The organism is Enterococcus sp. AZ079, assembly GCF_050547255.1.
GTDB classification, from domain to species: Bacteria; Bacillota; Bacilli; order Lactobacillales; family Enterococcaceae; genus Enterococcus_D; species Enterococcus_D casseliflavus.
Map to the genome: position 1 here is coordinate 2,594,340 of NZ_CP172955.1, position 23,218 is coordinate 2,617,557.

Sequence of the window (23,218 nt, forward strand, 5' to 3'; positions counted from 1 at the left end):
TACTATCAAATAAGGTAGAATAATAGAAAAAGATAGCAGGAGGAATGACGATGAATCATTTTAAAGGAAAGCAATTTCAGCAGGATGTGATTATTGTAGCCGTGGGCTACTATCTTCGTTATAACCTTAGCTATCGTGAAGTTCAAGAAATCTTATATGATCGTGGCATTAACGTTTCTCATACGACGATTTATCGTTGGGTGCAAGAATATGGCAAACTACTCTATCAAATTTGGAAAAAGAAAAATAAAAAATCCTTTTATTCATGGAAAATGGATGAAACGTACATCAAAATTAAAGGAAAATGGCATTATTTGTATCGAGCCATCGATGCAGATGGTTTAACCTTGGATATTTGGTTACGTAAAAACCGGGACACACAAGCAGCCTATGCTTTTCTTAAGCGGTTAGTGAAGCAGTTTGATGAACCGAAGGTTGTAGTCACAGATAAAGCCCCCTCTATTACAAGTGCCTTTAAGAAACTAAAAGAATACGGCTTTTATCAAGGGACAGAACATCGTACCATTAAATACCTGAATAATTTGATTGAACAAGACCATCGTCCAGTAAAGAGACGCAATAAATTCTATCGAAGTTTACGCACTGCCTCTACCACGATTAAAGGCATGGAAGCCATTCTAGGATTATATAAGAAAACCCGAAAAGAAGGTACTCTCTTCGGGTTTTCGGTCTGTACTGAAATCAAGGTATTATTGGGAATCCCAGCTTAAATCATAGATACCATAAGGGATTTTATTCTTTATTTAAAACTTTGCAACAGAACCGCTTTTATCATTCTAAATCAAATTGTATATTTAAAGCGTACCCTAAATAGACATGAATATAACATTGAAAAATATGGTTTTTCAATGTATGATTAGGGTGTATTTTAAATACTTGTAGAAAGTAGGTAAAACTTTTGAAAATTTCATATATCCGAGTATCATCGATCGATCAAAATGAACAACGTCAAATCGAAGAAATGAAAAAATTCGGTGCAGAAAAAATTTTCATCGAAAAACAATCCGGAGCGACTATTACTCAAAGACCGATTTTTCAAGAAGCATTAGATTTTGTTAGGGAACAGGATATTTTTATTGTAGAAGCCATCGACCGACTTGGACGTAATTATGACGAGATTATCGATTCAGTTAATTATCTAAAAAAGAAAAATGTGCGGCTCATTATCACCAGTTTACCAATAATGGCTGAAGCAATCGGAAATCCACTCCTAGATAAATTTATCAAAGACCTAATCATTCAGATCTTGGCCATGATTGCTGAACAAGAGCGTACTGAATCGAAACGACGCCAGGCACAAGGAATTAAAATCGCGAAAGCAAACGGCGTCTATAAAGGTCGTCCTAAGTTATACAGTGCAGACACAAAAGATCCTCAGCGGCGCCTTGTTTATAAAAGCATCGTTCAGGATCTTGAAAATGGAGTTGCTATCTCAAAGATTGCAAAAGACTATAATGTGACTAGGCAAACAATTTACCGGATAAAAAAAGAATTGGATCAACTAATTGTATGATTTCTTTTTTTTACACGTAATTATCAATAGTTATGTTATCAAGATAGACAATCATGTTAAATTCATCTAACTAAGTTGATTATATTTATGATATTGGGAATTTAGTTGACATAAATATAATCAATGCAGCAATTATCCTGATTTAAAGCTATTCATTATCGGTAACTTATCATAATATATCTTATGTAAACTAAAATAATTATGTATTCTTAAAAATAATGAACATAATTAAAATTGACCTATTGTGACACTTGCGTGGGATCACTTACTAGTAATCAATCTAGTGCACGAACTTTTAATATGTTAAAATTAGTAGTCGCCTATCCGACAGTCTTGCGACTGGAGGGAGGTGTTTTCATGATTCAATTCTTCATTTGCCCCCTTCTTGTCGGCTTACTAGTAGCCCTCTTCGAGTATTGGCTGAATAATCGAGACAAGAAGTAAAGCAACGAAGGCGACATCAGCCCACAAAATGAAACCCCAGAGAATCCGACCTCTCTGGGGTTTCGTGGTGTTTTCATGTCCAATAATTCATTTGCATGTATATTTTAACATGTAATTTCAAGGAAATCAATGAAGACAGGTATTGGAAAGAGCACTGCCTGAAACTTCAATAACGGGCAGCGCAACTCTAAATATACAAATTTAAGTATATCATAATAAAAAAATATGAAAAAATTTGAAGGTAGTGAAGATTCTACCGTCGTTTGCTTTACTTTTATTCTTAATAAGTTTTGTAATAATTACTCGACACGGTAGTTCGTTAGCTACGCAGCCACTGATCGTTGCATAGTTTCTGACATTGTTCTTATGATTCAGTAACTCTTATTCCGTTTGACTCCTAATAGTTCATGGGCGAAGCGCGTCCGTCTAAAATAGTTGTTTCTATCGTTTGAACCTCATTGACAATTTTTGGAGAATCTTACCATCCCTTTTCAGCAGTTAAATGTAAAATTCTTTAATAGCTACGCTTATTTTTCATCCAGAATGATAACCTCCCAAATTTTTCCTTCTATCTATATAGCATCATTTTGTGCTTCACGTGATTGAGCTAGTTGAGCAAAATCAATTAAAGATTCAATCGACAATCCAGCATTTCGCAAGTTTTTTGCTAGATAAATCCAATTTAAATCATTGGTAGTATAATCTCGGTAGCCGCTCTCGTGGCGGTGAACGGGTGGTATCTCGCCAACACGCTCATAATAGCTTAGTGTATCCACACTTAAATCAAACATTTCAGCTGCTTTTTTATATTCATCGAATCTCCTCCTCATTCTTCTTATTTATAATAAACCATGGAGTTAACTCTAGAGAAACCAGAAGCCTCTTGTCTCTATGCTAATACTACACTAAATACCTCCTCACATTCCGTAGACTATTAAAATATTAAGCAATAGATAAAATCAGTTAAATGCAACTTCTCATATTCTAATGTTTATTAAGTAAGAATAATGTTAAAATAAAAAAACGAAGAGTATTCGGCGCAGTCCAGAAAAACTTCCCCAAGTTTTCTGTGCCGGTACTCTTCTTAGATTAATGCATGTTGCTTAATCAGCCTACGCTATATATTTCTTTTTTGCAAGTAATTACGATGTAGAAGCAATGCTTAGGAATCCCTTACGTTTTTTCTATTTTTACTTTTGACTTCTTTTAAGTGCTATACTGGATAAGTACCATGAAAGTAGGTGTTCAAATATGAATACTAATTTTTATCCAGTGGAAGTTTTTAGTTCGGACTACCGTTTATATTCATCAAAAGCAAAAACAAATTTGTATGATTTTCAATCGAGACCACCTTTGATCACGTCATTTGCTGTGCTAAATTTGAAAGAGTTGCGCAATATTCAACTCAAATTATTTATTTACGATATTGATATCGAAAAATTTTCTACTTTAGAGGAAGCTAAATCTAGATGTAACTCTCTTATGTATAAATAATTTAACTAGCTGATCATAGCTAGTTTTTTTGTATATCTGTATCTAATGAACTAAATGTTCATCCTTAATCTGCTTAATAAAAAGAAATATTTATCGCTAAACTTATGGTGGCGGATTTAGAAGTTTATAGATTAGCGAATGACACAGAAATATCTGCCATCTGCTATGGGTGAATCAGATAAAATATATTTCTGGATGGTTCCTTTGAAGAGTTTTTCTCCTTCACAGCAACTTTTTAAAGAAGTATACATTTTTTCAGAACCATCCAGATAATAAACATTGATTCCCTGAATCTGATTATAATTAATCGGAGAACGTCGTGTACAAGAAAGTTGATCTCCTAGATATTTCACTTCATTAACAATCATTGGGTCATTAAGCCAATTTTTGTTAAGTGTCAATTTTACGATTAACTGATGAATAGCTTCTTTTTGCATTTTATTCCTCCACTCAAACCAATCGTCTATCCAGTTTACATATACATAGTACGTGATTAAAAAACTCAATCTATTCTTCATTGATTTCAGTTACTCATTAAATTTTTATAATTTATAACTGTTCTTTCCGTAGTATTCGTCACTTCTGAATTTGAAAGGGTTACAACTGCCGAATTGCTGAGTAGCTTTATAATTGTTCCAGCTGCTTGTTTTTTTCTATATCGAAATATGACCTGTTGATCTATATGAAAAGCTTGGCCTTCTATTGAAAGTTGTTGTGGTTTCCATTGTGAAAAACTCATTCTTACCCCTCCTTTGAAGTATGAAAAAACCGCCTCACACATGTTGAGACGGGTTAAAAGGCACTTTTATGCTTTATAGATATTAGCAGCTTGCAAACCGCGTTGACCTTCTTCAGTATCAAAAGTAACTGCTTGACCTTCATCTAAAGATTTAAATCCATCCGCTTGAATCGCTGAAAAATGAGCAAAGACATCTTGACCATTTTCTCCTGTAATGAACCCAAAACCTTTATCTGAATTAAACCATTTTACTGTACCTTTATTCATACTATTTCCTCCTTGTGCATCATTACGAATGCGTTTTGTTGCAATAATTGTTTGATAAGCAAAAGGAGAGTATAAATTTATGTATAGCACTCTTAATACGTTTCAAAGTTTATCACTACAAGTAGTATACCACACAAACTCTTTAGTTGCAACTTTACATAAAAATATTATTTTTTTATAAACTTATCACTCACTATACACTATTTTATTTTTAATGTGCTATACTATCTATATAGAATTTCGCTATGAACGTTATCGTTACCTTTCGTCACTATTTGAGAGAGGAGAATGTATTATGACATTCACTAACAAAACAATTGATTATCGTGTTACTTTGGACACTAACTTAAACTTGTTTATTGTTTTTTCTAAAAATGATGAAACCAAAGTGGCAACCGGTACTACAATCGAAAATGCAGTACATGAATTAGAAAAACTAGCATAAGGAGTGAAACTCTCTAATGGCCAAGCTCTTTTCATATTAAAGGCAGCTACTTGTAAGAATGAGTAGCTGTCTTATTCATTTTTTGTGTGCTAATTTGCTAAAAATGATCTCCATTGTTTCAAGTGTATCGATATCCATCTGACACAACCAGAGAAATACCTTCTTTTCCTCCTCCGTCCAAGTAGTTTTTGGATAGGCGGAAAGAAGTTTCAGATATTTTACACGTTGGATACTAGATGACAATAGCCAGTGCTGTTCAAAACTCTCACTTTCTTCCATATCATCCCTCCAAAATGGTATTACCTACAGTTAGACATAGCAAATGCAAGTAACTTTTAACTAAAAAATATCACAAACTAGCAAGCCAATCATCACAGATTAAAAATTGCTTTTTTTATGTTAATAAAGCAGTACATCTATTTATTGTCTCCTATTCTTAGATCCAGCTTCAGCTCGATTTTAAAATAGAGCAAAATCCTATAATTTCTGATCCGTTAAAATCAATATTGTAGAATTCATAATCATTTTTTATCAAGCAATCATTTATTTAAAAACCATTCACATAAGTAATAATTAACTTTTCGAAACCTAAGACTTTAAGGAATATTATTTTATTCTATAGTGGTTTTCCGATAATGCTTCCACATAATATCTTAATAACTTGTAATCTTTTTCATCAATACTTTTTATTATTATTTTATTTCCAAATAACGATCTGTGTGAACTTTTTAAAAGTCTGTGATGTATCTGATTTACAATCAAATACTCTACTTCTTCGTCCTTCAAGTTAGGATCAGTAATCTTTTCTAAATCCCGATGAATATAATTATATTCTAAGTGAGACGCGTCATTAATAACTCGTTTAAATTCTTCTTTCTCAACTTTCAGGAAAATCACGTCCTTCCCTTAATAAAAAACTCAGCGAAAAGAGAGATTAACTAACCACTTCTGCTATTTAAAAATACATATTACGTAATCAAATAAATTTCAATTCAACATCAGATATCTTTACAATAGTATGTTACCCCTTACCTACAAAAAAATCTATTGTTTTTATACATAAATACCCTAACATTCTTATGCAAAACTCTTATCAATAGATCATCTAATCTAAATCATAAAAATAGACCTAATAGAATTCCCCCTAAAATGAAGAATGCAGAGTTAATTTTGTATTTAAGAATACCTAATAGACTAATAAAAAAAATTAAAATGAAATACCATTCAACAAATATATTTTGTCCTAATTGGATGGTAACATTAGCCATCAATGCTAATGCTGCCGCATTTATACCAATTAACATTTTGGAAAATGTATTGGATTGTTTAAGCTTGGAAAATAGTGGTGCTAATATAAGAACCAGTAGAAACGATGGTAAAAAAATCCCTACTGTAGCTACCAAAGCACCTGGGATACCGAAAAGTAAATATCCAATAAAAGTTGCTGTAGTAAATACAGGCCCAGGAGTAAATTCGCCTACAGATATGGCATCTATCATTTGAACTTGGGTCAATACTTGTAACTTATCAACAAATTCTGATTGGATAAACGCAAGTAATACATAGCCACTACCATATAAAAGTAAACCTATTTTCAGGAAAGTTAAAAATAAAATTGAGAGACTAAATGGCTCTATGACATAATTTTTAAAATTCCAATCTTTTTTTATTAATAGTAAGAGTATTGCGGCAACTATTAACACAGTGAGTTCCGAAGCACCAAAAACAACCAAAAGCAGAGACAGGCAAAAAACAATAAATGTAGACATATCTTTTATAGCTGTTTTAAAAAGCTTTATTAGAGCTGCTACAATAATTGCTACAATGACAGGCTTTATATACTCCAGAATTGTTTGAACTCTAGGAAGGTCTCCATATAATTTATAAAAGTGCCCTATAATCATTACAATGACCATTGCTGGTAAAATAAATGAAATACCTGCTAAAAATAATCCCCATTTTCCAGCACGCCGATGACCTAATATAATTGCCATCTCTGTAGAGTTTGGACCAGGAATCAAGTTAGTAAATCCTAATAAATCTAGAAACTCTTCCTTAGACATCCATTGCCTTTTATCCACGACTTCTTCTTCCATCATAGCGATATGAGCAGCTGGTCCACCAAAAGCAAAGAACCCAAGTTTTGAGAACACTTTAACAATCTCGATGTATTTATTTTCTTCCATAAGCCCTCCAATAGCATGAGAAATATTAAGTTATGTGCATGATTTGTTATATCAATGACCGGTTTCAGTTTATTAGATCTTTACTTTCCAATAAATAGTTTAGAAAAGGACGCAAAGAGAAAAATAGAACTTTCTCTTTGCGTCCTTTGATGAAACCTTCTGAAAAATGATAAATATATTATCATTACAGTAGATTTACTCACCTATAAATATAAAAGCAACATATAAAAAGAAGACTTCCCCAATCTGCTTTCCCCGCTACTCTTTTAATGAGACACACTAGAAAATTTTAGAACAATTATTTATATATAGCAAGTAAAATGCCCTTGTTAAACAATACTATTTTAATGAACCGTCCAAGAGATCTTGATCAAGCCAAAATCATGTTTAATTGCATAATAAATCAAGAATAAACAACAAGTGTGTTTCTACCTCTTTTTTTTGCAGCATACAGCGCTTGATCAGCCTGATTGATGAGTTCATATACATCTAAAGAAGAATCATACTTAGAAATGCCAGCAGAAAAATAAAGCGTAATCTTTCTTTCCCCTCCAATATTCAACTTATTTTTTAATAAGAATGCCTGAAATCTTAATATAGTCTTTTGAACAGACTTTAATGTACTGTCTTTGAAAATAACTAAAAATTCTTCGCCTCCATATCTATAAACCTCTACTTGATCTTGGTGTGCTTCACTAAGAAAAGTTGTTATTTTTTTTGAAAAGAATATTAAAGCACGATTTCCTGTAATGTGTCCATAGTGATCATTAATTCTTTTAAAATGATCTAAATCCATCATAACAAAAATAAGCTTTTCCTTTTCAACCTCTGTCATACTATCTACGTCTTGATTTAAGCTTCTAATATTTTTAACTTTCGTCAATTCATCGTAGTTTCTCCCAATAAGTTTTCTATTTATATCTTTTAAGAATTATTTTTGAGTACTTAGATAGTATTGCCAAGAAATACAAATAATTATAGACCCTATAAACAAAGATAGATATTCCCAAAAAGTAAGTTTATATTCAAAAAAGAGCATAGAATTCAATCCAGCCATCATTAGAGTAATTAAAACAAAAAATATATAAAACGGTATCTGTATTTTATATTTATAAAAGCTTTTTTTAATTACGAAACTAAAAGTGAATGCCAGTATACTTAGAACTAGAATACTAAGTAATGTCTTGATATCAATAATACTTATTACGATAGTCTGATAAACACCATCATTAGAGCCAATAAAAGAAAATAATTTTTCATTTTGAATGAGTTAAAGTATAAGATAAATAAAGGTAATGTATATTCATAATAAACATACCCCACATTATTTATCGAAAAAGTTAGGGAGCGTCAATAATTTTGTGTAAATGATTCTTCCCTACTGCAGATTGTTTCTAATTCTCAATCAGTTGGCTTAGCATTTGTTCAAGTTCGCCTTCGGCCTGTTGAAAGCCTTTATGACTGCGACCTAGGAATTTTTGGTTGTAAGTATCAAAAGACGAGACTAAGAAACGTTCCATCGCCTCTTCGTTTTGGAACTGTTCCTTGCGGTGGCTGTATTTCTTGATTTGCTTATTAAAGGATTCAATCAAGTTCGTAGAATAAATACTCTTGCGTATGGCCAAGGGGAAATCATAGAAAGTGAGCAAGTGATCGTTCGAAAGAATCGATTCAACCACTTTTGGATAGCTGGTTTTCCATTTTTCCGCAAAAGCACCACGTGCTTCCAACGCCACCTCTTTAGATGAGGCTTGATACACCATTTTAAAATCATCACAGACTTCCTTACGATCATCGACACGCACTTTGTGACTGATATTACGGGAAACGTGTACACAACAATGTTGAAAACGAGCTTTGGGATAGAACCGACTAATCGCTCCTACCATCCCCTTTAAGCCATCCGTGATGAACAGGAGGACATTTTTCAAACCGCGCTCTTGAAGGTCCAATAAAATTTCCTCCCAAATCGTGATGGATTCAGTCGGTGCAATCGCATAGCTCAATACTTCCTTTGATCCGTCCGGGCGAATGCCAACTGCGATATGAATAGCTTCCTTGGCGACGGTTTTCCGCTTTAACGGAATATACGTTGCGTCCATATAAATAGCAGCATAACGGTCATGAAGCTCCCGCCCTTTAAACGCCGTTACCTCTTCTGTAAATGATTTTGTTATATTGGACATGGTTTGGGGCGTGTAGTGATGCCCATACATTTTCTCAATCAAGTCTGCGATTTCCGACATGGTAATACCTTTTCGGAAGAGGTGAATGACGGTCTCCTCTAACGTGTCATTCGTCCGTCTATAAGCAGGAACAGTCTGTTGCTTGAACTCGCCATTGCGGTCGCGCGGAATCTGGAGATGAAGTTCCCCATACTCGGTCTTGACCGTACGGTCATAGGAGCCGTTACGAGAATTACCCGTGTTAAAACCAATGCGATCATACTTTTCGTAATCTAGGAAAGCCGTTAACTCCGTTTTGAGAAGCGTATTGACTGCTTTCTCCAAATGGACACGGAATAATTCATTCAAATCGCCTTTGTTCGCTAGAGTCTTTAGAATTTCTGTAGTAGAATCGTTCATAGGGAAGTCCTCTCTTCTGTGAATGTGTTGTGGTAACTCTATTCTACAGAAGGGACTTCCTTTTTTCTATTTACACAAAATATTTTACACTCTCAAAAGTTATGATAAAATACATTTGCGATACAAATAATATTAAACCAATAATTATTTTAAAAGAATATCGTAAATGGAGTTTCTTAAAATTTTTTACAAATAAATCATAGGAAATAAGTAAGCTAATTACTATAATTGAATACAATATTACATAAAGCAAATGTAAAAGTCCCATAGACATTTCTCCATTTCTTTTTTACTGTATACCAAGACTATAAGTATGAGATTTTACCTTTTCATTCCAACTATATAAATTTATTTTGCATATCTTTTTGTTTCTCTTATTTTATCTAGAATAAAACTTGTTTGACTATAATCAGTTAGTTCACGTATTACTTTTTTCACCGTACGATCAACTGCGCAAATACCAAACATATCAGAATAGAAGTCAGTTATTGATTTGATTGGACTAAACAATTTTTCTGATAATTCAGTTTTTTTTGAGTAATTCATTTCTAAGTACCCTTTGTCTACTAGCCGATCAATAACTAAATAAGCTGTATTCAGCTTAAATTCTGGGTATTTTTTTACAAAGTTACGTTTTGTTATCCCTCCCTCGCATTCATATAATGAAATCAAAACTCGGTATTCAATTTTAGTTAAATCTACCATCTTCAATTTCACCTCTAGTAGTCCATAATATATAAAAAAATGAAGCTTGAAAAAAATACAAATGTTACGTCAAACCTCAAAATAAGTTTCTTCCTAATTATTCCAATATTTGTAATTCTATCATAATTTTTGTATCGTTTCACAAACTTCTTGATAGTTTTTATTTCCTCCGGATAAATTATAAACTTGTTTAAATCCTTTGTTCAGTAAAATATTTTGTGCTGCATTTCCAGTAACGCCTTTATTACAATAAGTTACTGTCACACATTCTTTATCCAATTCCTCATATCGATCTCTTAACTCAGCTAAAGGTATGTGAATTGCTCCCTCAACTTTCGAAGTTTCAAACTGTTTTCTTGATCTGGTATCAATAATTTGTAATTTCTCGCCGCTATCAATTCTTCTCAATAGCTCTATAGGGGTCATTAACGGGGTATCATTATTTATATCGTTGTTCAAAGCCATCCCAGTATAATGAATGGGATCTTTTGTTGTAGAAAAAGGTGGAGCATATGCTAAATCCAAGTGAAATAAATCTTCAGCAGCTGCGCCAAATGAAATAGCAGTAGCAAGCACATCGATCCGCTTATCTACCCCATCATAACCTATGATTTGAGCCCCAAGTATCTTCCCATTTTCTTTATTTGCGATTGCTTTGATCACCATTTCTTTACCATTCATATAGTCCGGCTTATTAGGTTTAATATTATATAAAGTAGTAATAGCTATATTATTTGCTAAAGCATCTTTTTCTGTGAGACCAGTTTGAGCAATTGTTAAATCAAAGAATCGTAAAATACCAGTTCCTAAGATTCCCTTGTGTCGTAGATTGCCACCTGTAATAACATCTCCTGCGATCCTTCCCATTTTATTGGCTGTTGAAGCTAAAGGTCGATAAATTGGTCGCCTAGTTATGCGATCAAAACTTTCTGCAACATCACCTACAGCATAAACATTTGGAAAATTGGTTTCTAACTTATCGTTTACTTCTATAGCTCCGGTAATTCCTAATTTAATTCCCATGGATTTTGCTAATGCGGTGTTCGGCTTTACTCCGGTAGCTAATACAAAAATATCTGCCGAAAAGATAGTTCCTTTAGCCGTTTCAATAGACTTCAGACTACCATCACCGTTAACTTTTCTGACGGTTTCTTCAGGGAAAAAGGCAGTGTTTTTCCTTTTCATTTCATTAATGATTCTTGAAGACATGTCCCAGTCTAAATGGGACATGGGATATTTACTTCGTTGAAGTAACGAGACCTCAAGACCTAGTCTCTGTAACTGCTCGGCCATTTCTAAACCAATATATCCAGCACCAATGACAACTGCTTTTTTTGGCTCGTTTTCATCTACAAACTTCTTGATACTTTTCCCACTCGAAATATTTTTCACCTGAAAAACATTCTCAAAATGTCTATTAACAAATATTTCTGGGGTATTATAAACCGATCCTGTGGCCAACACTAAAACATCAAAATTATTGGTAAATGATTTTTTTGTAATTAGATTGATTCCGTGCACCAATTTTTTATCATAGTCAACCTGAGTTATTTCATGAGAGGTATGAATATCTACGTCGTACCTTTTTTTAAACCATTCAGCATTACGAGGCGTCAGTTCATCAAAGTTTTCCACTTCTCCCCCCACTGCATATGGAATCCCACAAACTGCGTAAGACACATCCATATCTTTATCATACAAAACAATCTCTGCATCTTCCGTATTTCTTCTTGCTTTTGCAGCGACACTTGTTCCAGCAGCGACAGATCCAATAATGATGATTTTCATTTCTCCACACCTATCCTTTATACGTTCTTGATTTCACTCAAAGATTCCGGATTTATGAACCAGTCTTTTGTTTTATTAGAAACCTTAACTAAAAGTAACATAACTGGCACTTCCACAAGTACGCCTACGACTGTTGCTAAAGTTGCTCCCGACTGTAATCCAAAAAGTGATATTGATACCGCTACTGCCAACTCAAAAAAGTTACTTGCTCCTATCATTCCAGCAGGAGAAGCAATATTATGTGGCAACTTCCAAAATCTTGCCCAACTATAAGCAATTGTAAATATTAAAATCGTTTGAATCGTTAAAGGAATTGCAATCAATAAAATATGCAATGGATTAGCAATGATTCTTTCACCTTGGAAGGAGAAGATAATGATCAGAGTTAGTAATAAACCAATAATCGTCACTGAATCAAATTTCTTCAAGAAGACATTTTCAAAATAGGTTAAACCTCTTTTTTTTATGATCAACACTCGAGTAATGAAGCCTAAAAACAATGGAACAACTACAAAAAGAACAGTAGACAGTAATAAAGTAGCTAAGGGGACACTTACATTATCAACACCTAACAAGAAAGCAACAATAGGTGCAAATAATACTAGGATAATTAAATCGTTGATTGCGACTTGAACCAAAGTATAGGCAGAGTCACCTTTTGTTAGGTAGCTCCACACAAAAACCATCGCTGTACATGGTGCTGCTCCTAGAATAACTGCACCAGCGACGTATTCTTTTGCTAGTTCTATTGGAATCAATTGTTGGAAAATCACATAAAAAAAGAGTGCTGAAATGCCATACATCGTAAACGGTTTAATAAGCCAATTAGTAACGCACGTGATAACTAATCCCTTAGGTTTTTTAGCAGCACGAACAATACTGGTAAAATCAATTTTTAACATCATAGGATAAATCATCAACCATATCAAAATAGCCGTTGGAATTGAGACCTGAAAATACTCAAATTGACTTAATGTATCAGGAATAGCTGGAGCAAACTGTCCAATCAATACTCCGATTATCATACACAAGATTACCCATAGAGTTAAATACTTTTCAAAAAAGCCTAACCCTTCAGCTTTACCTTTTGATTTCATTTTTACTTTCCTCCTACTTAGATCCTTCTTTTACTTTGCATACACAGTTGTCTTCATTATTTACAAGTAATTGTTGAATAGATTCCATAAATTCTACAACAAATTCTTCCCTCAATGAATAATGGTGCCATTGCCCTTTTTTACTTACACAAACGACACCCGCTTTTTCAAGTACTTTCATATGATGAGAAAGTGTAGGCTGCGTAAAATCAAAATATTCAAGTAAATCACATGCACACAAACTACCGCAAGAAAGCACATCTACTATTTTCATACGATTTGGATCCGCTAGAGATTTTAATACTAATGAAAGAGATTCATAATTCATTCTTCGACCCTCCTTATATAGATGGTTGTCTATATATGTAATATAGACAACCATCTATATAAGGTCAAGTTGTTTACTCATAATTTCTAAGTAAATAGGAATTAATAGCATAGTTAGTACTCTCACTATAGGTTAATTTAGCATAGAAGAACTGTTAAAGAATATTCTATCTTGAACTCTTTTATAGTTATAGCAATCAAAGAGAGCTCATAAACCCTTAAGTTTTTGACCACATCCAAGATTTGTCCTAATACTCATAAACCTAAATTTTAATTGAACAATGATTTAGCTACGAGTTTATGAACACAAAAATAGAGTGATACACATAAATTACAGTATCTAAAAAGAGTGTCCAGAAATTAGTCATTTTCTGAACACTCTTACTCAAAATAACTCATTATGAATTTTTTATGATTCGAGAAAGCTTTTTGCACAATCTACATGGACACTATTAATGATTTAAAAATCTGTTTAAAGGAGTGTCCAACAGAGTATACTCTGCTGGCCTTTGAATCCCCTAACTAAACGATGTGCTGAAAAAAGAAAATATCTATATAAATATAGTATGATTAATTATTTAACTGATGACTAGATTTATAAAATAATTTAAAAAAGTAATCAGCTTCAAATTCCAACAAGATATTTTTTTTAAAGAGGAGTAGATGAAAAGGATTTTGAGTTTCGTATTTTCTGAAAAACAATATCTATAAAAATATTTACGATAGCTAAGATTGAAATAGAAATTGAAGAAAGAGGAGATATAAATGAATAGAATCATAGTTACAAGAAAACAATATTGCCATTCCATTAAATAGTGAAAGAACCTCAAGATTCAAATATAAACCATCATTGGTACAGGTAATCTTGTAGTTTGTTTGATAATAGGGCGCCATTTGATGGAAGAGTAGGGGTCGAACTATCATGTTGCTTAAGAGATCGAGATTTTTAGTTAACATAAACATTTACATGTTTTTAATTATATTGATTTATAGCTTTTTAAAAGAGACAACTTTGTATAAAATCTATGTTATGTAAACTGAAATTATTCATACATCATTTTTCAAATATAATTAGCATTTTATACTTTTTTGAATTAAAATAGACTTAAGATTTAGTAGTAGTGCCAAAAATAAAAAAAGAAATACTATTATTAGGAGGAAGCATTATGGCAAACATAAAATATGTTGGTAATGACACAAAGAAATCTGAAAACGGAAAAATTCATAGAAAAGAAGGTAATTATACTGGTTGTGGAGCAAGAATTGATGACAATCCACAAGATTGGCAGTCTACGACTTCTTCTATCACTTGTGAAAAAAAAGGCTGTAAATAGAACCACCTCAAAGTATTAATTTAAAAATTAATCGGATAAGCAATATAGCACAGCTTTGGCAACACTATAAAATCTAAATATGAAACCGCTATCTTGGTTTGTATGTATTTTAGTTATCACTTACTACTTAGTGATAGCTAATAGATTGTTCCATATCAATTCTGAATAAGAACCATACATTGTTTCATTGTTAATACACAGATAAACAAAAATTTTTTAATATTTTATGCCGAAGATGCAGTATTGATACATAAAATCTGCGATATCATAAAAATGAGTCCTATCAACAGAATTATAATATTTAGACAAAGGAAATCAAGCATATATCATAATTGATTTCCTCATATAATTTGATTAAAAAGAGACATCAATATTTGAAAGCGGATGATACAGTTGATTCATTAATTCCGTGTCGCTTTTACGTCCACGATTAGAGAGCAGAATCACACTAGTTTTATTATCTTTAGAAAACAACCCAAACGATTCGAATCCTCCTTTACCACCATGAGCACGGAAATAAGTCCCTTTGTCATAAAAACCTGCTGCATAGAATCCGCCAGCGGCTGGTTGCCACATTTGCTCCAGCGAAGCTTTATCTAACAGTTTCCCATTCAATAATAAATCATAATAGCGATACAAATCGCCAACTGACATATAGAGATTTCCAGTTCCTACCTCAGCTGCCAAGTTAGCTGAGGAAATATCGTTAGGGTTCCCATAAGGATCTGTTTCACCATCCGTTTTGTAATTGACCGTAGGATGATCCTGCTGCAAAAAAACTTTATATAAGAAAGAGTGTTTCAACCCATTCTTATTGATAAAATAATCCGTTAACAGCATATCATAACTTTTTCCTGTTACTTTTGTCAAAATGCCTGCTAGTAAATTGTAGTTGATGGGACTGTATTTGAATGTTCCTTGGGTTCCGGATAAGACAGCATGTGCAGCATCCCAGTCGAGAATCTGCTGCACGTCTTCCAGTCCTTGGGGATTTTCTGAAAGCTTGAGTCCGGAAGCCATCTGCAGCATTTGCTGAATCGTAATATTAGCAGCACCAGGAATATAGGGATAAAAGCGGGCTAACGTATCTGTCAAGGATAATTTCCCGTCCCTAACTGCTCGCATAATCAAGACAGCTGTTAGACCTTTTTGTATCGAGCCAATATTGAATAATGTTGTCGGAGTATTTTTAATATCAGCTGCCTTGTCCGCATATCCGTACCCTTTATGCAGCAGGACTTTCCCATTTTTTACAACCAATGCACTTCCGATAAAGCCACTGGAAATAATTTTCTGATCGTAGATAGCTCCTTCAGGTGTGATGACTTCTTGATTACTAATGAGATTGTCATAGTTTCCCGCATCCAACAAGTCCTGTTTCTTGTTGGATGCGGGCTGCTCATTTTTGGAAGAGTAGCTGCTGGCAGTACTGGAATGTACAACTTGCTCACTGAAATGATCAGAAGCATCCGTTGGTTCCGTTGGTAAAAACAAGTAGTAGAGGCCAATGAGACCACAAATAATCACAAGGATATCAATCCCAAGCACTAGTTTATGAACGTTTCTTTTTGCATGTTTTTTCGTATGTCTACTCATTGAATAAAGCCTCCAACATTTCTATTCTCCAACAGTCCTCCTTTTTCATTCCCCCTGAATATCTTTTGGTGCTTCTTGCTGCCAATTTTTGGATAGGAAATAATGGTTGATTTCATAAGATGGTTTCTCTTTGCCCTTAGAATCCAAGAATGGCTGAATGTATTCATCTGCTGCTAGCCAGCCACGCCAGCCTAAGTGAATCGTATCTTCCATAAAATAGGGTTGATTGCCTTTCGTTGATAAATCAGCGATATTCATAAAGCCTTGACTTCTTAACTGGTAGCGGATCTTTTTGTCAAAACCAGTCAACACCTCTTGCGGTAAGCCAGTATAATCCATCCACTTCTGATTGATAGGCGGAATCACAAATAAGACATCCACATTGTTGCGAGCAAATTCTGTCAGTACTAGTTGAAAGTCACTATATTCTGGTCCAAAACGATAATCCCATTTCTTTTGAGAGCCTTTCATTTTATCTATGCGGCTTTGCAGATTATGTTGGTAAAAAGAATTCTTGATCCCTAAAGAATTATTAGTCGTTTCTGCTTTTCCTTCATTATCGGCTACTTGTTCTATTTGAGCGAGATTATAGGTAGAAGGTAATTTCTTTGCAGCAGCAGTGATTTTGTCAGTCAAGTTATGCCCCAACCCAAGACCACTAAAAAGCTCATCTTCCCGTTTCAAAATAGATCGTTGCAGATCAATCTGTTTTTTCTGCCAATCAGTTGGTATCTTACCGGATTTCACTTCATTCAAGACTTGTTCCGTCAAGCGATTTTCTCTCACTTTCGAATAGTCTAAGAGACGTTCGGCATAGTATTGATCGGTGTCAGAGATTTTCTTTAACGAAGAGAGCCAATCGTACACATGCTGTTCGGAATAATGATGGTTGAAATAGTCTCCTTTCAACCCTTTAGGAACGAACCATTGAGGGGAAACGATGAAGACTGCTTTTTTCCCTGCTAATTCTTTCGCCATTGATTGAATGATGGCGTACTGGGTCAGCGACTGGGTGCCAGGTGCACCAATCAAAAATGGCGTATAAGAACGGTGATATTTCTGCACCAATACGGAAGGATGTGTGGCACTCACACGGTTTAGTTCGGATGAGCCAAAAAATGGGACATATTTTCCTGTTGCTATTGCCTCATTTTTGATATGATCCCCACGAAACACCGCATCATTCATTGCCGTCGCCGCTTGAGCGATGACTTTCGGATCGTGGCTATTGATCTTCCAAGGGCCAAGGAAGAGTCCCCCGACAAGAATCACCGCACAAAGAAGCGGTCCAAAAGCCGTGAATAGTCGTTTTTTCATCATCGGCTTTGCAGCGTGTCGACTTTCTCAATGATTTTTGCTGGTGTATTCCACTCTGCCCGGTCAAATTCTGATACAGGAAACTCAATTCCTAACCGCCCTTCTAGTTCAACCAGCAATTGAACAGATCCTAATGAATCTAATAATCCTCCATCAAAAAGATCGATTGTTTCGTTTTCTTTTACTTCGTCACTTCCTGTAACTGATACTAAAATGTCTAATACTGCTTCTTTGGTTGTCATATTCTTTTCTCCTTTTATTTAACGAATAATTTGTCTAAGATTCCTGAGAAAATCAGGAAACTAAAGCAAACTGCTTGGAAGGTCAATACAGTGGACACCGCTTTGGTTAGTTTGTTCGAAGGTAGATTTCCTTGTTTTTTCTTCCAACGGATCCACGCATCATTTCCGCAAATCAGTGTCGCATGATATACCCCGTATAAAATGTAATACCAGGTAAGACCGTGCCAAATGCCCATTAATAGAAACAGGGCGAAATAACCGACATTAGATGCTACTATACGACTTTTGAAAACTTTCTTTTTGATCAGGGTGAACATCAATCGCATGTATACGTAGTCTCGGAACCAAAAAGACAGACTCATGTGCCAACGATTCCAGAATTCTTTGATATTGGGCGCCAGAAAAGGTTTATTGAAGTTAGCTGGTGTATCATAACCCATGAAGTTGCTGATACCAATTGCAAATAAACTATAACCAGCAAAATCAAAGAACAGATACATACTATAGACATACATATACCCTAGCATTCCCCAAGAGAACAGTCCATTTTGCAGGGCTTCTTTGGTCACGATCGGTAGTAATACTTGACCGAGATAATAACCAAGAATGAACTTATACAGGAGCCCTAGCATTATTTTGGCGACTCCTTTGTTTAAATAGTCGAGATACACTTCTTTTGTCGGTGGATTCAGCAGATCTTTCTCAAAGCGACGATAACGATCGATCGGTCCCGAAGAAATCGTTGGAAAGTATAGTAAAAACTGGATATAACGCCAAGGATGGTATTCTTTGATCAGGCCATCCCGTATCTCCATGATCATTTGCACCGATTTGAAGGTCAGATAAGAGATGCCCAAGAAATAAATCAGTGAGGCATGCCCAACAAAGAAAGGGGTGACTTTACTCAATGCCAATGGTAAGATCGCTGCTACCACTGCACCATAAAAGACGCCTGAAGTATTTGCTCGTTGACGATGCTGATAATAGCCATAGACGAGTAATGTCTGATACACGACGTACCCGATCAGCGCCAGACCCTGCTGCCAATATTCACCACCAAAACTTACGTACAATACCGCTAGTGTGAGTAACGTTTGATACCATTGCCAACGCTTTTGTTTGAACAGCAGCACAAGCATCATCGGAAGCAATCCTACCATTAGCCAAATGAAATAGGTGGGATTTGCATAAGGAATCATATGCTGCAGGTTCATGAAGGATTCACCTCATTTGTCAGCCGTTTGCGGTCGATTTTGCCATTTGCCGTATGGGGCAGATGCTCAACATAGATAAATCGCTGCGGGATCATATACTCCATCACCGTTTCACTCAGTGAAGATTTGATGGCTTTTGTCAGTTGAAACTCTTTCTCGAAGGGGTGCGTTTCGGGAACGACATAAGCAATCAACTGTTCCACTTTCTTTTCTTGATATTTAGGGACTACGACGGCTTGTTTGACCCACGAACTATTGCTTAAATGATGGTCAATCTCTTCTAGTTCCATTCGATACCCATGGAACTTCACTTGAAAATCAAGACGCCCTTCATAATGCAACAAACCATCTTCCGTCATTCTGCCGCTATCGCCGGTTCGATACGCTGGTTGCCCTTCATGGACAAAAAATGCCTCTTTTGTTTTTTCGGGATTGTTCAGATATCCTTTTGAAACGCTAGGACCACTAATGATAATCTCACCTACTTGCCCTTTAGGAACTAGTTGATCTTCTTCCATAAAGAAAACCGTCGAATCTTCTTTCACATACCCAATTGGCACCCGATCATATTGCTCCAGTAATTCTTCAGTGATTTGCACGCCGGATACGGCAACAGTCGCTTCAGTAGGTCCATAAGTATTGTAGATTTTTGCATTCGGAAAACGTTCCAGTAGCTCTTGAGCGGTTTTTTTCGGTAGTTCTTCCCCACAGAATAAGAAACGCTCCAACTGAGGAACGTGCATCCCGTCAAAGGTCTCTTCCATCAAACATAGTTTCATAAATGAAGGTGTCGAGATCCAAACATTGATAGCCAATTGCGGCAAAATCGCAAATAATGTTTTGAAGTCATTAATGACAACCTTTTTTAAAGGTACCAAGCAGCCGCCAGAAGTTAATGCTGGGTACACCCCCATGACAGAGAGATCAAAGGAATACGGTGCCTGCGCCAAATAATACATCCCGTCGCGTAAGGAAAAATCTTTCAATGTCCATTGCACGAAACTCAATAAATTCCCGTGACTAATCTGGACTCCCTTAGGGATGCCGGTCGTTCCTGATGTAAAGATGATGTAATAAATATCATCTTTTCCGAGCGTTTTTGCGTTACCTAAATTGCGCCCGCTTTGATAAATTTCTTCCAATTGATTTATTTCTAGCATTGGAATCATTGTTTCCGGACCTTGCCAGTCAGCTACACTAATGATCAAATCTGGTGTAGCCACAGAAAGGATCAATTCAACACGCTCTTTTGGTGTGGTACTTTCAATGGGGATATATGCCCGACCAGTTTTGGAAGCTGCCAAAAAAGCTGTCAGCATGTCAAATTCTAACTCGCCATAAACAACAATCGGTCCGCGAGTTTCCAACGTTTCCTCGAAATAGGCAGCTAATTGATTGGATCGAGCTGCTAATTGTCCATAAGTATATACTTGGTGATCTTCCCGGTAGGCAATCCTCTCTGAATCTTTTTTTGCCCACTCTTCAATGGCTTGCACAATATTCACCACGTTCATGAACATTCCTCCTAAAATTCATTATAGATAAAGGTGCCACCTTGCACGTTTTTATAGTGATAAAGATAAATTATCATAACGATAACAAAAAAATATAAAATAGTTTTCCACACAAAAGTAAGTACATGACTCTCAGGTCTATTATTCATAAATTTTTTCACAAAATTTCACCTCATGATAATATTCTGGAACCATTTTAATATAATTCAATAATACGAGACATTGATTTGTAGACTATAATCCTTACAATTTGGTAAGATTATTCTATGTTATTTAAACTTAATAAGGTTATGGTTATCCTATTAATATATAATGTATCTGGTCTATGAAAAATTGAATATTTTGTTTCTATTACTTACATCAAACGAATCGCTTCATGTGATTAATTAATCAATATAAATTATATGAAAAATCTCAATTATATTAAGATCTTATGGATTTTCCATAATAAAATCGAATTGAAAAAACACAGTTTGCGATTTTTTTTACAAAGGTTAAAATTTTTTAATTACTTAATTCAATATTTCTCTCAATTTCCTTAAGTTTCTCTTTCAAAACTACTTTATCAGACAAACGCTTAATTTTATTAACCAATTTATTTATTTCTTCATATTTTTTTTCGATATGTTCTGCTTTACTTTATCTCCGCTATAGCAATCATTTATAACTTCCTCTGTATGATTAATTAATTTTATTTGATATTTTACTTCTCTTAATAAACCTTTTATCACTCGTTTCCAATTATCTTCTTCAAATATGTCTATATTTATAGAATCTATTGTTTTAATATCAACATTGTATTCTATCACAATATCTTTCCGAACAGTTGAACCATTAATAGCCGGAGGGGGGATTGAAAGATTTCATTTACTGAATTTTGTACAATTAGTTTTTGTTGAATAATATTACATTGTTTACTTATTGCTTCAAATTGATCTGTTTTCAACTTTTCTCTGGGATACTTTTTCTTAAAGCTATGTATTTGTTCATTTAATTTTAGCAATAACTGGTTAATCGAAGATACCCTTTGATAATTTAAACTTTTTGATAAAAATCCTAAGTCATCTGAAAAGCTATCAATGACTTTTCCAATAGATCCTGAACTTTCTAAACTTAACAATTTTTGCTCAATTTCATTCCTTTCATTTTTGTATTTATTTTCTATGTAAGCTCCTAATCCACCAAGCAGAACTACCATAAAAAAACAATACACCCACTAAGCACTAGTATCGTAACATTATACTCTGTTACTCTCTAAATAAAACATTTCTGACCTAATTAATTGAGCTGCTTGAGAATCTATAAAATGGGCAATTAAAAAAGGATCAAAAACTTTTAAGTTTCTGACCCTCTGTTTTTTATATTAAACTCCTGAAATTAATTTTAAAGTTATGATTTTTATCAATCCTATTTACTTTCATTGATAATAGAACTGAAATCTAAAACATGTAAATTATCAAGGGAAAGGTTCTCATGGGCTGTCAATATAAAATTTGCTTTCTTTTCTCTACTCATTGTTTTTATTATAATCATTAGTATGTCTCTTGTTTCTTGATCAAGATTGCTAAAAGGCTCGTCTAGAATATACCATTTCCTTTCTATACTGAGAATTGAAAGGATGTATACTAACCTTCGTTCCCCACCTGACAATAAACCTAATTTCTTTTTCTTATACTTTTCAAAATTTATATCAGGAAAGTATGTATCTAATAAATTCAGGAAATTTTTTTTTGATTCATTGGTCAACCCCTCAACAAAGTGAATAAACTCATCTACAGTTAATCGACTATAAAAAGTAAAGTTCTGGCGCATATAAATACAACTATTATTATTAATTATTTTACTATTTTTCGGAAGTGGATTTCTTAGACCACTAATATAATCTAATAATAGCGTTTTTCCACTACCGTTTTTCCCTTTCAAATAAGTAATTCCTTCTTCAAACTTACAATTTATTTCCTTTTCAATCTCTTTTATAAATAAATTTTCTATAACAATCACAAAATCATCTACTTTCTCTAGATAACGGTTTAAAGAAAATAATACTAGGTATACTTACTATAATCAGTATTATACAAATCAGGAAGTAAGACACTGGAAAATCACCTGATATTAAATCATTCATCACATCTCCAATAATAATAAAAGGATTGATGTAATTTACTGGTGTATCTATTCCTATCAATACGAAAAATAAAAATATTACCATATTACATATGGATGAAACGGTCGACGAGTAAAGATTTCTTAAGTAGGTTATATTATATCCGATGAACGCTACAGGTAAAACTACTATAATTGTTATCAATGATAACACTGTTAAATGAATATAATTTAAATTGAAAAATAAGGCAGGTATGAGGTTAAACATAGTTAAGCAAACAATAGAA

25 protein-coding genes and 1 pseudogene are annotated in these 23,218 nt (G+C 34.2%); 5 read left to right on the forward strand and 21 right to left on the reverse strand.

Going from position 1 to position 23,218, the window contains the following annotated elements; genetic code table 11:
- Positions 1-50 precede the first annotated feature (50 nt).
- The 3 genes from IGJ15_RS12270 to IGJ15_RS12280 all read left to right on the forward strand — a co-directional run bounded on the left by IGJ15_RS12270 (position 51) and on the right by IGJ15_RS12280 (position 1,978).
- On the forward strand, positions 51-731 hold the full coding sequence (locus IGJ15_RS12270; RefSeq protein ID WP_430599127.1) for an IS6-like element IS1216 family transposase: 681 nt from the start codon (positions 51-53) through the stop codon (positions 729-731).
- Positions 732-919: 188 nt separating this feature from the next.
- The gene (locus tag IGJ15_RS12275; RefSeq protein ID WP_074536930.1) at positions 920-1,534 is read left to right on the forward strand and encodes a recombinase family protein; all 615 of its coding nucleotides are present in this window, start codon (positions 920-922) and stop codon (positions 1,532-1,534) included.
- Positions 1,535-1,891: 357 nt separating this feature from the next.
- Positions 1,892-1,978 carry a type I toxin-antitoxin system Fst family toxin gene (locus IGJ15_RS12280; protein WP_124018491.1) on the forward strand — a complete coding sequence of 29 codons (87 nt, stop codon included), beginning with the start codon at positions 1,892-1,894 and terminating at the stop codon, positions 1,976-1,978.
- A gap of 584 nt (positions 1,979-2,562) precedes the next feature.
- On the opposite strand, the pseudogene IGJ15_RS12285 reads toward IGJ15_RS12280, so the two are convergent.
- The 4 genes and pseudogenes from IGJ15_RS12285 to IGJ15_RS12300 form a co-directional block, all read right to left on the reverse strand.
- Positions 2,563-2,808, reverse strand: a pseudogene (locus tag IGJ15_RS12285) (MerR family transcriptional regulator); the annotation flags it as partial.
- A gap of 795 nt (positions 2,809-3,603) precedes the next feature.
- Positions 3,604-3,909, reverse strand: coding sequence for a hypothetical protein (locus IGJ15_RS12290; protein WP_034879067.1), 306 nt, complete (start codon positions 3,907-3,909; stop codon positions 3,604-3,606).
- Between the two features lie 86 nt (positions 3,910-3,995).
- Positions 3,996-4,211 (reverse strand): hypothetical protein, encoded by a 216-nt coding sequence (locus IGJ15_RS12295; RefSeq protein ID WP_010748155.1) that lies wholly within the window; start codon positions 4,209-4,211, stop codon positions 3,996-3,998.
- A 66-nt stretch (positions 4,212-4,277) separates the two neighbouring features.
- On the reverse strand, positions 4,278-4,478 hold the full coding sequence (locus tag IGJ15_RS12300; RefSeq protein ID WP_313151519.1) for a cold-shock protein: 201 nt from the start codon (positions 4,476-4,478) through the stop codon (positions 4,278-4,280).
- Positions 4,479-4,773: 295 nt separating this feature from the next.
- Between IGJ15_RS12300 and IGJ15_RS12305 the strand changes: the two genes are divergently transcribed.
- Positions 4,774-4,923 carry a hypothetical protein gene (locus IGJ15_RS12305; protein WP_005237684.1) on the forward strand — a complete coding sequence of 50 codons (150 nt, stop codon included), beginning with the start codon at positions 4,774-4,776 and terminating at the stop codon, positions 4,921-4,923.
- Positions 4,924-4,998: 75 nt separating this feature from the next.
- On the opposite strand, the gene IGJ15_RS12310 is transcribed toward IGJ15_RS12305, so the two are convergent.
- The 8 genes from IGJ15_RS12310 to IGJ15_RS12345 all read right to left on the reverse strand — a co-directional run bounded on the left by IGJ15_RS12310 (position 4,999) and on the right by IGJ15_RS12345 (position 13,612).
- Positions 4,999-5,202, reverse strand: coding sequence for a hypothetical protein (locus IGJ15_RS12310; protein WP_005225249.1), 204 nt, complete (start codon positions 5,200-5,202; stop codon positions 4,999-5,001).
- 836 nt (positions 5,203-6,038) lie between these two features.
- Positions 6,039-7,109 carry a chromate transporter gene (locus tag IGJ15_RS12315; protein ID WP_086295849.1) on the reverse strand — a complete coding sequence of 357 codons (1,071 nt, stop codon included), beginning with the start codon at positions 7,107-7,109 and terminating at the stop codon, positions 6,039-6,041.
- A 403-nt stretch (positions 7,110-7,512) separates the two neighbouring features.
- Complete coding sequence (locus IGJ15_RS12320; RefSeq protein ID WP_010748153.1) at positions 7,513-7,992, reverse strand: GGDEF domain-containing protein; 480 nt, start codon at positions 7,990-7,992, stop codon at positions 7,513-7,515.
- Positions 7,993-8,503: 511 nt separating this feature from the next.
- Positions 8,504-9,694 (reverse strand): IS256-like element ISLgar5 family transposase, encoded by a 1,191-nt coding sequence (locus tag IGJ15_RS12325; RefSeq protein WP_430599129.1) that lies wholly within the window; start codon positions 9,692-9,694, stop codon positions 8,504-8,506.
- Between the two features lie 348 nt (positions 9,695-10,042).
- Entirely contained in the window at positions 10,043-10,399 is a 357-nt protein-coding gene (locus IGJ15_RS12330) for a hypothetical protein (RefSeq protein WP_010748150.1), read from the reverse strand.
- 120 nt (positions 10,400-10,519) lie between these two features.
- A complete protein-coding gene (locus tag IGJ15_RS12335; RefSeq protein ID WP_086295851.1) occupies positions 10,520-12,187 on the reverse strand; it encodes an FAD-dependent oxidoreductase in 1,668 nt (555 codons plus the stop codon).
- 17 nt (positions 12,188-12,204) lie between these two features.
- A complete protein-coding gene (gene arsB / locus IGJ15_RS12340; RefSeq protein ID WP_005237696.1) occupies positions 12,205-13,284 on the reverse strand; it encodes an ACR3 family arsenite efflux transporter in 1,080 nt (359 codons plus the stop codon).
- 13 nt (positions 13,285-13,297) lie between these two features.
- A complete protein-coding gene (locus IGJ15_RS12345) occupies positions 13,298-13,612 on the reverse strand; it encodes an ArsR/SmtB family transcription factor (protein ID WP_010748148.1) in 315 nt (104 codons plus the stop codon).
- Between the two features lie 1,165 nt (positions 13,613-14,777).
- Here IGJ15_RS12345 and IGJ15_RS12350 point away from each other — a divergent pair.
- Positions 14,778-14,945, forward strand: a complete 168-nt coding sequence (locus IGJ15_RS12350; RefSeq protein ID WP_010748147.1) for a hypothetical protein — start codon at positions 14,778-14,780, stop codon at positions 14,943-14,945.
- 354 nt (positions 14,946-15,299) lie between these two features.
- Here the strand turns inward: IGJ15_RS12350 and IGJ15_RS12355 are convergent, their stop codons facing one another.
- From IGJ15_RS12355 to IGJ15_RS12395, 9 genes are all read right to left on the reverse strand, one after another.
- Positions 15,300-16,541, reverse strand: a complete 1,242-nt coding sequence (locus IGJ15_RS12355; RefSeq protein ID WP_005237700.1) for a serine hydrolase domain-containing protein — start codon at positions 16,539-16,541, stop codon at positions 15,300-15,302.
- Between the two features lie 45 nt (positions 16,542-16,586).
- Positions 16,587-17,861 carry a D-alanyl-lipoteichoic acid biosynthesis protein DltD gene (dltD, locus tag IGJ15_RS12360; protein ID WP_005237701.1) on the reverse strand — a complete coding sequence of 425 codons (1,275 nt, stop codon included), beginning with the start codon at positions 17,859-17,861 and terminating at the stop codon, positions 16,587-16,589.
- Positions 17,858-18,100 (reverse strand): D-alanine--poly(phosphoribitol) ligase subunit DltC, encoded by a 243-nt coding sequence (gene dltC / locus IGJ15_RS12365; protein ID WP_010748144.1) that lies wholly within the window; start codon positions 18,098-18,100, stop codon positions 17,858-17,860. Before dltC ends, dltD begins: the two co-directional genes overlap by 4 nt.
- 14 nt (positions 18,101-18,114) lie before the next feature.
- Complete coding sequence (gene dltB, locus IGJ15_RS12370) at positions 18,115-19,314, reverse strand: D-alanyl-lipoteichoic acid biosynthesis protein DltB (RefSeq protein WP_005237703.1); 1,200 nt, start codon at positions 19,312-19,314, stop codon at positions 18,115-18,117.
- Positions 19,311-20,828: a D-alanine--poly(phosphoribitol) ligase subunit DltA gene (dltA, locus tag IGJ15_RS12375; RefSeq protein WP_010748143.1), complete on the reverse strand. Its 1,518-nt coding sequence runs from the start codon at positions 20,826-20,828 to the stop codon at positions 19,311-19,313. The genes dltB and dltA overlap by 4 nt, the downstream gene beginning before the upstream one ends.
- 11 nt (positions 20,829-20,839) lie before the next feature.
- Positions 20,840-20,977 (reverse strand): teichoic acid D-Ala incorporation-associated protein DltX, encoded by a 138-nt coding sequence (locus IGJ15_RS12380; protein ID WP_080646975.1) that lies wholly within the window; start codon positions 20,975-20,977, stop codon positions 20,840-20,842.
- A gap of 450 nt (positions 20,978-21,427) precedes the next feature.
- Positions 21,428-21,637 carry a hypothetical protein gene (locus IGJ15_RS12385; RefSeq protein ID WP_034695562.1) on the reverse strand — a complete coding sequence of 70 codons (210 nt, stop codon included), beginning with the start codon at positions 21,635-21,637 and terminating at the stop codon, positions 21,428-21,430.
- Positions 21,634-22,026: a hypothetical protein gene (locus IGJ15_RS12390; protein ID WP_034695559.1), complete on the reverse strand. Its 393-nt coding sequence runs from the start codon at positions 22,024-22,026 to the stop codon at positions 21,634-21,636. Before IGJ15_RS12390 ends, IGJ15_RS12385 begins: the two co-directional genes overlap by 4 nt.
- Positions 22,027-22,235: 209 nt before the next feature.
- A complete protein-coding gene (locus tag IGJ15_RS12395; protein ID WP_010748141.1) occupies positions 22,236-22,829 on the reverse strand; it encodes an ATP-binding cassette domain-containing protein in 594 nt (197 codons plus the stop codon).
- Positions 22,830-23,218: the final 389 nt, after the last annotated feature.